12 protein-coding genes, 1 tRNA gene and 1 pseudogene are annotated in these 11999 nt (G+C 36.9%); 11 read left to right on the top strand and 3 right to left on the bottom strand.

The window, feature by feature from the left end; all coding sequences use genetic code 11:
• Nucleotides 1-146 precede the first annotated feature (146 nt).
• Nucleotides 147-737, top strand: a complete 591-nt coding sequence (locus tag VKY50_RS12405; protein WP_324302129.1) for an NAD(P)H-dependent oxidoreductase — start codon at nucleotides 147-149, stop codon at nucleotides 735-737.
• A 15-nt stretch (nucleotides 738-752) separates the two neighbouring features.
• Nucleotides 753-1229 carry a DUF4405 domain-containing protein gene (locus tag VKY50_RS12400; protein WP_324302128.1) on the top strand — a complete coding sequence of 159 codons (477 nt, stop codon included), beginning with the start codon at nucleotides 753-755 and terminating at the stop codon, nucleotides 1227-1229.
• Between the two features lie 278 nt (nucleotides 1230-1507).
• Here the strand turns inward: VKY50_RS12400 and VKY50_RS12395 are convergent, their stop codons facing one another.
• Both VKY50_RS12395 and VKY50_RS12390 read right to left on the bottom strand, forming a co-directional pair.
• Nucleotides 1508-2296, bottom strand: coding sequence for a helix-turn-helix domain-containing protein (locus VKY50_RS12395; RefSeq protein ID WP_324302127.1), 789 nt, complete (start codon nucleotides 2294-2296; stop codon nucleotides 1508-1510).
• Nucleotides 2297-2342: 46 nt separating this feature from the next.
• A complete protein-coding gene (locus VKY50_RS12390; protein WP_324302126.1) occupies nucleotides 2343-3236 on the bottom strand; it encodes an SDR family NAD(P)-dependent oxidoreductase in 894 nt (297 codons plus the stop codon).
• A gap of 476 nt (nucleotides 3237-3712) precedes the next feature.
• Between VKY50_RS12390 and VKY50_RS12745 the strand changes: the two are divergent.
• The 9 genes and pseudogenes from VKY50_RS12745 to VKY50_RS12345 form a co-directional block, all read left to right on the top strand.
• A pseudogene (locus VKY50_RS12745) lies at nucleotides 3713-3799 on the top strand (hypothetical protein); the annotation flags it as partial.
• 81 nt (nucleotides 3800-3880) lie between these two features.
• On the top strand, nucleotides 3881-4189 hold the full coding sequence (locus VKY50_RS12380) for a hypothetical protein (RefSeq protein ID WP_324302124.1): 309 nt from the start codon (nucleotides 3881-3883) through the stop codon (nucleotides 4187-4189).
• Nucleotides 4186-4491, top strand: coding sequence for a helix-turn-helix domain-containing protein (locus VKY50_RS12375; RefSeq protein WP_324302123.1), 306 nt, complete (start codon nucleotides 4186-4188; stop codon nucleotides 4489-4491). Before VKY50_RS12380 ends, VKY50_RS12375 begins: the two co-directional genes overlap by 4 nt.
• Before the next feature lie 95 nt (nucleotides 4492-4586).
• Entirely contained in the window at nucleotides 4587-4874 is a 288-nt protein-coding gene (locus VKY50_RS12370; protein WP_324302122.1) for a hypothetical protein, read from the top strand.
• 113 nt (nucleotides 4875-4987) lie between these two features.
• The gene (locus VKY50_RS12365) at nucleotides 4988-6187 is read left to right on the top strand and encodes an MFS transporter (protein ID WP_324302121.1); all 1200 of its coding nucleotides are present in this window, start codon (nucleotides 4988-4990) and stop codon (nucleotides 6185-6187) included.
• A 516-nt stretch (nucleotides 6188-6703) separates the two neighbouring features.
• Entirely contained in the window at nucleotides 6704-7291 is a 588-nt protein-coding gene (locus tag VKY50_RS12360; protein WP_324302120.1) for a 5'-methylthioadenosine/S-adenosylhomocysteine nucleosidase family protein, read from the top strand.
• Between the two features lie 626 nt (nucleotides 7292-7917).
• On the top strand, nucleotides 7918-9819 hold the full coding sequence (locus tag VKY50_RS12355; RefSeq protein WP_324302119.1) for an endonuclease MutS2: 1902 nt from the start codon (nucleotides 7918-7920) through the stop codon (nucleotides 9817-9819).
• Between the two features lie 152 nt (nucleotides 9820-9971).
• Nucleotides 9972-10505, top strand: coding sequence for a dihydrofolate reductase family protein (locus VKY50_RS12350; protein WP_324302118.1), 534 nt, complete (start codon nucleotides 9972-9974; stop codon nucleotides 10503-10505).
• A 1038-nt stretch (nucleotides 10506-11543) separates the two neighbouring features.
• Nucleotides 11544-11616: transfer RNA gene (locus VKY50_RS12345), tRNA-Lys, on the top strand.
• Nucleotides 11617-11794: 178 nt separating this feature from the next.
• On the opposite strand, the gene VKY50_RS12340 is transcribed toward VKY50_RS12345, so the two are convergent.
• The coding region (locus VKY50_RS12340) for a DoxX family protein (protein ID WP_324302117.1) at nucleotides 11795-11999 on the bottom strand (205 nt) is incomplete at its 5' end.

Here is an 11999-nt window from a genome sequence, read left to right as displayed (position 1 = left end):
TGACACTGTAACCTTTTTGGAGATTACACCTGTTTTATTGAGCAGAAAATGAAACAGATTTTAATTTCTAAATCATTTATTAACAATTGTTATCGCTACATACCGCTTAACCTTATCAATTTTGTACTGTAAGAAATCAGTAAAAAATGAGAATGGTAATCGTATTCAATCATCCTTACAAAGGAAGTTACTGCAACGCTCTTCTAGAGGCGGTATCCAACGGACTTAAAAAGGGAAACCACCAAGTGGATCTAATACATCTTGATAGAGATGGTTTCAATCCCGCTATGTCTGCCGCAGACCTTAAAGCATTTGTAGAACACAATGTTGTGGACCCAAAGGTTATGGACTACCAAGAGAGATTAAAAAAAGCGGACCACCTAATTTTCATTTTTCCGATCTGGTGGGACATAATGCCTGCCTGCACCAAAGGGTTTATCGACCGTGTACTATCTCCTGGACTGGCGTATGATCATCACCCGAGAGGTTTCGGATTAATTCCGCTATTAAAGAACCTAAATAGCGTAACGCTCATCACTACGATGAACAAACCCAAAATAATGTATTCCCTGCTTATTGGAAATTTAATCAAGAAAGTGATGATTAAAAGTGTATTCAAAACTATGGGTTACAAAAATCTAAAGTGGATTAGCTATAATATGGTAAAGTCAGTTAGTCAGGAAAAACGTGTAAAGTGGTTAACTGAAATTGAAAACAGATTTTCAAAATTTAACTAAACAAAACTTGGTAGTATGAAATTGAACAGAAACTATATCACCCCCTTTATTTCGTTGGTTTTCCTTGTAGTGGGACTATCAGGATTATTGATGCTTTTTCATTTATTTGATGGCTATACGGAAGTTGTTCATGAAATGTTAGGGGTGTTTTTTATTATATGTGCTATTTTTCATATCCTAATTAATTGGAAAGCCCTGAGATTCCATTTCAAAAAAGGTGTTTTTATTCCTGCCGCCTTGGCCGTAGCGGTCATATCCGTACTGTTTATCCTTCAGCAACAACTCCATCCTCGGGTGGATACGATCCTTTTGGAAAGGATCATAACAGCTCCGATCGATGATGCTTTTAAAGTATTACAGGTAGATCGCTCCGCAGCTATTAAAAGACTGGAAGAAGAAGGCATATTCCTAGAAGGAGTAACCACGATGGAAGAAATATGGATCCATAACGATACAAATGCGGAAGATGTAATTTATCTAATTACTGAATAATTAAACGATAGAAATATGGTGATAGCGGGGAACAACCATATAAAGAGGAAGTCGTCCAATACTTTAAAAGTGCCTTTAGCATTGACTTGGACAATTTCTATCAGACCTGCTTTGCAATTGAGAAACTGGAAGATGAACCGTACAATATTTCTTGGGGCACTTGGGTATTAACTTAAACGAAGAATGGACAAGAAGTAGCATTGGCAGGTTAAGAAGGTAATTGCGGACTTGCAGATCCTCCTTTTTCGATTTCGTGAATATTAAACCACTATTTTTAATTATTCTTTTCGAGGCAGTTTAGATGGTAAAACCCCAAACATCTTCTTGAATGAATCAGAAAAGTGCGCCAAGCTCTCAAATCCAAGTTCTAAATAAATGGCAGATGGCTTTTTATGGTATTTTTCGATTTGAAGATAAGCTTCATTTAATCGCTTTCTTTGTAGCCATTGGCGAGGGGGTAAACCAAATGTTTTTTGAAAATCGCGTTTAAAACTAGCAAGGCTTCTACCCGTTAATTTTGCAAAATGCTCAATCGGAACATTAAATTGGAAATTTGATAACATAAATTTTTCCAAATCAATTTTATAGGGCTCAGAAAAGTCGAATAGAAACTTCTCAAGCCCGGGATTGACAAGTAGCAATAGCTGGATAGCTTCTTTAATTTTCGTTTGAATTAATTTTTCATTTGACCAATTTTCGGTATAAGGCATTAACGATGCGAAAAAGCCTTTTAAAAAAGAATTTTCTGTTAATAGAATATTGCGGGGGCCGTTATATTTTTCCACGTTTACGATACCATTCTCTAAAGCGTAATTTCTTAAAACTTCCTCATCGAGTGTCAATAGAATTGCTTTATGCTGCTGCGTCTGGGAAGGTGATTTGGTAACTTTCACAAACTGATGCTTGCAAGCCAAAAGAAAATTACCGGGTTTCATTGTAATTTTATCGTGGTTCGTTTCAAGGGTTAAATCACCGGATATTTGCATGGCTAATACACTATCAGAAAGAAACCGATCGGATTCTTTTGGCTTGTCTGCTCCTATTGAGAATACAAATCTATTAATCAATATTTCGTTCGAAAGGCTCCCCATAATCGTTTCATTTCTTTTTAATTTACGCTGTAAGATCTACCATTTCTGCACTCTGTTTCCATAGCAAATCGCTGACTTGATTATCCAATGCCAATGCAGATGGATCAGGAAATTCCAGTTTACCTCTCACTAAGGATGCATATAGTTTCCCTGCAGGAGGTACGATTTTGCCCAAAGCCAATTCGGCTAAAATGTTTCCCGCTCGCTCTGGTTTTCCGACATACAAAAAAGGAACAAATATACTCACTATTGAAAATAATGGACGAATCATTATTCTAACCAGTGCCTTCATAAAAGGCGATTGCTTGCCCATAAGTGAAGTTCCTCCAGTTAAGCCCGGGTTAAAGGCGATAACATGAATGTCCTTACTTTCTTTCCTACGTTGATTCTCAAGCGAGCGAGCCGTGAGTATATTGCAAAGCTTGGTTGATGCATAAAATCGCATTCCTTTGGGACTGTTGGTATTCGGATACGCCAAATCCATCGGGTTCAGAGTCTTCGGACCAAACGGAACCACTTCGGGGTCGTGCGTATCGCTGGTGGTGATTATAATTCTCCCATTATCCTCCATCAGGGGCCACAATAATCTTGCTAACAGATAATGCGCTAAATGATTGGTCGCAAAAGTTAATTGAAAGCCATCCTCACTCAGATGAGAGGGATCGGTTGCCCGAATGGCCGCATTTAAAACTAAAACATCAACTTTCCTACCACCTAATTCCCGCTTTAAAGCATCTACGAAAGTTCGAACACTATTTAAAGAAGAAAGCTCTAAGGGAATTACCCTAACACCTGTAGGTACCACGCGAGCTTTTCCACGTGCACCCACGTAAATTTTGCTGTCCGATACTTTGGCTAAACGCTTTAGAGCCTCTGATCCAATACCTGAGGTTGCTCCTGTGATAACAATGACCATAATAGTGCTATTTAAATCAATACAATGCAAATTTAGGGTATCTACCAGTGGCTAGTTTTTGTGTACGGATCAAAATACTTTAGTCAGCGGCTCATTTTAATGTTGTGGTTACTTAAAGAAAGTCCAAACGCAATTTTACATTTTTTTTCAAAAAAGGTTCAAGTGGATCCATCGTTGAAATATTCAAGAAAAAGGTATTTGAGCAGCCAGAGGATCCGCTAAGGATAATTTATAGTGGACAAATCAGAAAAATAACGGTATTTACCAGCAAGAACAGCCGGTACCCTCGCCCATGTAGGGAAGAATCTGGTTAATTTTGTAGATTAGTCGATTAGAATAGTTTCGAAGTAGAAAAATACACTGAAAGAAAAATTGAATGTAATAAGTGAATATCATCTAAATAGTACCAGCCAGACAAACCCCAGTTTGTCTTACACGATTTAAACAAGTACCTAAAAACGAATCAGTGTCAGGCCATAAAACCACATATTCATAGCTTCTATCAGGTTATTTGGTTCAAAAATGGAACGGGAAAACACGGTGTTGATTTCAAGACGTATGATGTTGTTGATAATGCGATATTTTTCGTTGCTCCCAACCAAGTTCATTACTTTGACGAGAATACTCATTACAACGGAGAACTTTTGCATTTCAACCAGCTATTTTTAGCGCAAGATCAAAGTGCTTTAGATTTTTTCTTGAATCAAAACCTGTTCAATAATTCTTGTCTAGAGCCTTATTGCTGTATCGGTACAGATGCAGAAGGTATTTTGAATCAATACATTTCACAGATAAAGCACGAGCTGGAAGATGGAGAAGCCTTTGGTAAGGAGCTGTTATTGGGCAATTATCTAAAATCCTTTCTCATTCAGATACAGCGCATTAAAAATAAATTTGAGAAGTCTGCCAACCCTTTTTCCCCTGTATTTGATGAGAAAAAAAACCGCTTATGAAGTTCATCCATCTTATAGATGAAAATTATAAGAAAGGTTATAACGTAGCAGAATATGCCCGCCTACTGTACATATGGTCAAGGAGTTTATCAGAGCTTACCCAACAACAACTTAATAAAACGCCGTCTCAAATGATACGGGAACGAATCATATTGGAAGCACAACGACTTTTACTTTATTCTAACCTCAACATCAGTCTGGTCGGCTACCGTTTAGACTTTGACGACGCTTCGTATTTCGTGAAGTATTTTAAAAAACACACTGGCGTTTCCCCATCAGAGTTTAAAAAATCAGTTTCCTAAAAATACCATTTGTTATCTTATTTACCCAATGTCTCCAGAGGCAATTACAAGGAACTTTGCGCAAGTGTTAACCTTCAAAAATTAATTTGATAACTATGGCAAATTCGTATTTAGAGATCACCTTAAAAATTGACCACTCGAACAGAGCAAGTGCTGCGGGAATTTACAATAAGTACAAAGCACCGTTTTTGGATACCATTGCAGGGGCAAGGTCAAAAGAACTTTTAATCAGAACAGAAGACGTGCAGGTATTACACGGTTTTGAAAGTTCGCAACAGGCACAAAACTACCTTTCAAGCGAATTGTTCAACAACGATGTCGTAGCGGCTTTGAAGCCTTATTTAAAAGACACCCCTGATGTAAGAATTTACACGGTAGCTTAAAAGGTACAAAACTTCAGTTACGTTAATCCTATTTGTAAGGGCCATATCTGGTTTAAAGATATGGCTTAACTTTTACTAATCTTATCAATCTCCACAATACCTAAGCATATCTTATGAAAACCATCACAAAATGGAATAATGTGGTACTGTTATTTATTGCTCAAGCATTATTCCAATCGGGCACTATATTAGTAATGACTTTATCAGCAATGGTAGGACTAAAGCTCGCACCGGAAGAAAGTCTTTCTACGTTACCTATTGCAATGATTTCTGTAGGTACGGCATTCACAATGGTACCAGCCTCATTTATTATCCGCAAAGTGGGTCAACGCAAAGGTTTTTTGGTAGGTACAATACTTGGTATCTCCTCAGGATTGTTGTCGTTTTACGCTATTTTGAGCAGTTCGTTCATTGCCTTTATTATTGGAAATATGTTGGTGGGGGCACATCAAGGTTTTGCACAATATTACCGCTTTGCTGCAGCTGATGCTGTTCCAGTGTATCATAAAGGTAAAGCTATTTCCTTTGTGATTGCTGGAGGTGTAGCGGCCGCTTTTGCTGGTCCAAATTTAGCAAAGTTGACCCAAAATTTGGGTGCAACTCCTTATGCATACTCTTTTATTTCCATCACCTTTTTAAGTATAGCAGCCCTAGGTGTCCTTTTCTTTTTGAAACTCCCGAAAAACACTATTACAGAAAGCCAAAACGGAGAAAATAAAGTGCATGAACGCCCTTTAAAGGAAATTATCAAACAACGGACGACAATAACTGCGCTGGTTTCTTCTGCCGTGGGATATTGCGTAATGATGATGATCATGACGGCCACGCCCTTGGCAATGTACCATTTCGGATTTTCTCCTGACCAATCCGCCAATGTTATTCAGTGGCACGTATTGGGTATGTTTGTACCGTCATTCTTTACAGGTATTCTGATCGGAAAGTTTGGCACGCATAAAATCATCCTGTCGGGGATTATCATCTTCATTTTGTATCTGATTTTCGCACTCTCTGGAATAGGTTATCTGAATTTTATATTTGCGTTGATTTTATTGGGCGTGGGTTGGAATTTCATGTACATTGGAGGTTCTACCTTATTGACAGAGGTGTATACTCCTTTAGAAAAAGAAAAAGTACAGGCCTTTCACGATTTCTTTGTTTTCGGAGCGATCAGTCTTTCAGGATTGTCCGCAGGAGGCTTACTCAAATTTTGGGGCTGGCATGGTATAAACCTTGCTGTCATTCCGTTACTACTTACTGCACCCTTATGTATCACCTTGTATGCAGTAAAATGGAAAACTTCCATAAAGACCTAAAAAGTATCATTTGCATTGCTGCCTGCCTATTGATGGAGGAAGCCCTACTTAAGAAATCTGCTGCATATGAAAAGAATGATTATAACAAAACTACCTTTAGAGCATATACGAACAAGAAACGGTAAAGACAGATCAAGGCTACAGCGGTGTACGCCTTGTATAAAGAAGCTTTTTTTTTTAAAACAATAAAAGTAGATTTATCCAAAGAATTATCAACCCGCCATGATCATGCTTAAAATTTACACAGTTTTGACAAGGGGAAACATATTTAGGAATATCTCATGGACAGTATTTTTTTTTTAAAAAAAAGAGAGATTGTAATATCTTTGAAGCCTTACCTAAAACATGTCCCAAACCTTCGTATATACATGGTAAGATAATCCATCCATTAAATCTGTAATAGGATTACACTATAGGAGGTCGCAACTCATGGCATAGCTTTCCCATATTAAAAATAAAGGGAATGAATTTATAAATTATCAAATCCGTTGGCTATGGTTTAGTTAAAAAACGAAAATGATTTACATCAACTCAAAATACGCTTTTCCGTTGAAAGACGTATTATTTCTATTCGGCTTAGAATCTGAAGCTACCACTGTGTTTAGCCAATACAATCACCTAATATGCGGAATTGGCAAAGTAAACGCTGTCTACAATCTGACGAAAACCATACAAGAGTCTAAGCCTAAATTAATTGTCAATTTAGGTTCAGCAGGAAGTAACTATTACAAAAAAGGCGATATTGTTTGCTGCACCAAATTCATACAACGGGACATGGACGTAAGAGGATTAGGATATGAGCAATACAAAACACCATTATCAGGTTTACCTCCAATTCTTGAATACGGATTATTAATGGATGGCACTCCCGAAGCCATTTGTGGAACAGGAGATAGTTTTGAGATGGCACTGTCTGATTCTCCATACAATATAGTCGATATGGAGGCCTATGCCTTAGCTTTGGTCGCAAAGAAAGAAAACATTCCCTTGCTGTGTTTAAAGTATATATCAGATGGTGCGGATCAAGATGCTGCGGAGGACTGGATGGTTCAAGTACATAGAACTGCAACAGCATTTAAATATAAGTTAACATTAAGAAAGTAAAATGAAGTGATCGTCCGATGCGTTGTATCCTGAACTCAAGGAATTTTAGATACTTCTTGGGCTAAATTTGATACGCAATTAACCCGATATAATACTTTGTAAACTATTGTCATTTAGTATTATTAAAAAGCACCATCGTAAAAAAAAAGCAGACACTATCTAGGGAATTCTAGCAAATAAAACTATTAGATCATTTGAATTAGCCATGTATAACCTCAAATTAGCAGCGTAGCCACCGAGCTAACTGTGCGGTTTTATCTTGCAAATCCAATTGATTGCTATGCAGCAATACTGGAATATAGCGTAGATCAGTTCAGTACTAGGATAACGTAATCATATATCCAGTAAAGAGCGTAAAATTCTAAAAATAAGCATATATTTGCGCACTCTAAGAATTACATAAGTATGTTTTTTCTATCCGCATAAATACCATATCGCCATTTTGCTTCTCCATTGATAAAGAAGCCCAGATGCTGTTAGATACAAGGAATAAGAATTCCGTATCTCAAAGTTGACAGTATCAGGATGCGGTATGGGCAATCTCAAATAATACTTTTTACATTTTAAAAACTAGTAAGTATTCGGACCAACTCAGTCTGATTGCTTTCTATTAAACCTATTTTGAGATGAATATTTATCCAGAAAATTTTGAACATAAAATAGATTTTGATACGGTTCGTGAATATATTAGAGAGAAGTGTTTGGGTCCCTTAGGAATCGACAAGCTTAATAGCATGCATTTTTCAACTGATTTCCAAACCATCGAAGGTTGGTTAACACAAACCCATGAGTTTTCTCAAATCATATCCAACAAAGAAAGTTTTCCTTACGAACACTATATTGATATTCGTGATTCCCTTAAACAAGTTGAAGTGGATCATTCATTTTGGTTATCCGAAAAGGAAATTCCGCAATTATCCAACTCATTGGAAACAATCGTTCGTATTGTTGTCTTTGTCAATGACACATCTAGTAACCAGCCCGGTAAAATAAAATACCCTGAACTCAAAAAGCTAGCAGATAAAATAAAGACATTTCCGTCAATTATAGAGAAGGCAAATTCAATTTTGGATAAGTCTGGACAAATAAAAGACAATGCCTCTAAGTTGTTAAACACTATAAGAAAAAATAAAATAGATGCTGAAAAAGATATTACCAAAGCTATGGCGGCCGCACTTCGTAGTGCACAATCACAAGGCATCGTGGGTAGGGGCGTCCAAGCCGATATGAGAGGTGGACATTATCTTATCCCTGTGACAGCTCCCAACAAAAGGAAAATCAAAGGGGTGGTTCGGGAGAGTTCAGGCAGTGGAAAAACATTCTTTATAGAGCCCGAGGCAGTAGTAGAAGCATCCAATCGCTTAAGTGAATTACGAAATGATGAACGGAAAGAAATAGCTCGGATACTGATAGAATTTACCAATTTAATAAGGCCTGAGGTTTACGAAATATTAAAATCTTATGACTTCCTTGGAGCTATTGATTTTATCCAGGCCAAAGCCTGGTTTGCCTTACGTATAAAAGCAGTGAAACCAATTTTGGAAAACAAACAGAATATTTCATGGAATAACGCCATTCATCCATTGTTGGACATTGCTCTTCAGGCACAGAACCAGCGAGCGCATCCATTGGATATTCAGCTCTCACAAGCAAATAGAATACTCATTGTATCGGGTGTCAATGCGGGTGGTAAATCCCTTTGTTTAAAAACCGTCGCATTGTTACAATATATGCTACAATGTGGCCTGCTCATCCCTGTTGAAGCTGATTCAAAAGCCGGCATTTTCCATCGCATTTTTATGGATATTGGGGACGGTCAGAGCATGGAGAATAGCTTGAGCACATATACCTCTCATCTAACCAATATGAAGTTTTTTGTAGCGCATAATGATGATAAAACGCTTCTACTCATCGATGAGTTTGGTGGCGGAACGGAACCTCAAATTGGTGGTGCAATTGCTGAAACATTGTTAGAGCGTTTCAACAATAAGGGAAGTTTCGGATTGATTACAACGCATTTCCATAATTTGAAGAATTTTGCCTATAAAACAAAGGGCTTAATCAACGGAGCGATGTTGTACGATTCTGAAAACAATTGTCCAATGTATAAACTTTCGATAGGAAATCCAGGAAGTTCATTTGCAATTGAAGTAGCCCGAAGAATAGGTTTGGACGAAGAGATCATCGCTGATGCTTCCAGTAGAATTGGTGAAGATTTTATTAACATGGATAATTTTCTTCAGTCGATTGCTAGAGATAAGTTGTATTGGGAAAACAAGCGGAAAGAATCTATTAAAGTCCCTTGTGGTAAACCAAATGATCCAGCTATAGAGAAACACCACCACCACGAATCTAAAAATGACACGAGTTCAAATACCGTCCAACATTTTAGTATAGGAGATAATGTTACTTTAAAAGGTCAACACAAAGTAGGAAGAGTTCTCAAACTATCTGCCACCCTTGCCACAGTAGCATTCGGAGCTTTCAAAACTAAAGTTGAGTTGAGTAAACTGAATCGGGTAAAGTAATTTCAATTAAGGCTGTAATTAAAAAATCGATTACAGCCTTATACTCTAAATCTGTCAATTTTCAAATGAGCGGTCTGCTATAATTTCATGCGATTTGTTTTATAACAGTAATCCTCCTTTTATCTTTATCATATTATTAAAACAACGAAACCATGCGCAAACTATCTCTTTTCATCGCAACGAGTCTAGATGGCTACATCGCTAAACCAAATGATGATCTCAGCTTCTTAAAATTAGTAGAAAAAAAAGGAGAAGACTATGGGTATACTGAGTTTACTTCAAATATTGACACCCTAATCATCGGCCGAAAAACCTATGATTATGTCTTAAACGAAATTGGACACTCCCATTACGATAATGGCGAAAGAGCCATCTATGTTATCACAAGGACAGAAAAGCCTGATCAAGGAAATGTTACATTTTACACTGGTGATCTAAATGCATTGGTTGGCAAATTAAAGTCTGAAAAAGGAAAAAACATCTATTGTGATGGCGGAGCAGAGATCATAAATGCGCTCTTAAAAAATGACCTAATCGATGAATTAATTATCTCAATAGTTCCAGTGTTACTTGGAAGTGGCATAAAACTATTCAATGATGGAAGGCCAGAACAATTGTTAGAGTTCGTTTCAGTAAAGAGCTTCGATACTGGACTAGTGCAGTTACATTATACGCGAAAACATTAAGAAAAGTATATTAAATAGAATACTCTTTTTCAAACATCAACCTATGGACTTCAGATAAGGAAAAATTGATGGATTATTAGCAGATCCTTAATCTCATTAGGACAGCTTTCAAAGTTCAAGGGTATACCTATTAAAAAGAACAGCTTTACTAGAGTGATCAAAGTACGCCACATGCCCAAATAGCATCACTAACACTAGTTACTCAGATTTAAAATCAGATCATTGGCAAATCTCACTAACGAAGATTATGAATGTATTTGAGAAGTGACTTAAAGCGCCCTACTTTGTTTCGGTTCCTTTGGTAGTTTTAAATAAAATAAAGGTCCAATGGTTGGAGCAATGCTAATTTAAAAGGCGCTTAGGAAAGCCAATAAATTATACTTCAATTCCGCTATGGTTCTGAAGTATTAAAGCTACCATCTCAAATGCTGATATAATACACCCTAAAATACGGTATTAGGCTATGGTTTGTTGTATCACTGGAAAATTGAACACTACCCGAACCTATTGAAAAGGATCGAAACATGTGAACGGCCCGATAGTTTACTCAGAGGAGTTTTACCTGTAAATCAATCAAAGCTGCAATTCGTGTAAACCTTGTGTAGTTTTCTAACAACCAGCTAAAAGGTGTAGCTAAATCTTTTATGTTATAAGTATTGTATTATATTTTGCTATGAGCACATTATTTCTCTTTGGCATTTTAAACTGATGTATTGATAAAGGCAGCTTTAAATGGCTCGATTACTAATTTTAATAGAACCTAAACATCTCTATTCAAGTAGGTTTATGTTCTCTAGCTGATTTTTATTAAAAAAAAGTAACAATAAATTTTTATAATTATTAAAAACAAAATACATTTGCACCGCTCTAAACGGATAGAGAAAACCGTTTACAAGTTCTATTACATAGTACATTCTGATCTGGAAATATCGTAAAAAATAAAGGCTGCAAAGAGCCATCTCTCCAGATTCATATATAAAAAGTTCGAAATTTATTTTTCATGATACTCTTAGTTAATTTGGGTATTTATTTTATTTAGACTCGATAGCTCAGTTGGTAGAGCACAACACTTTTAATGTTGGGGTCCTGGGTTCGAGCCCCAGTCGGGTCACTTCTTGGGGACAAGTCTAGAAAAGATAGACTTGTCCCATTTTTTTTGCCTTGTAACTTGCTGTTATTCTGATAAATAAGAGCAATTGCAGAATTTAGCCTTGGAGTTCGATGTCGTGTTCCCAAAAAACCATTATGCCAATGGTTTTGAGTTACTTTTGAAATGTTTCTGCGTATCATCATTGTTGTACTTTTTTAGTTAAAAAAATCCTTTGCTTCAGTTCAGGGAAACGAATAAACGCAGTAATCCAAAGCAGCGTCTGAAAAATAACCGCCATTGCTATCGGTTGTTGATGTTGCAAATGTGTGGCGATAGCACCGCCCAAATAAGCTACTAACAGCATTGCTCCCAAAACTCCAGTTCTTGGAATAATGAAGAGTATC

The sequence above is a fragment of the Galbibacter sp. genome (assembly GCF_035306585.1).
Classification (GTDB): Bacteria; Bacteroidota; Bacteroidia; order Flavobacteriales; family Flavobacteriaceae; genus Galbibacter.
Note: the sequence above shows the minus strand (reverse complement) of the source record. Positions and strands in the feature narration are given on the sequence as shown.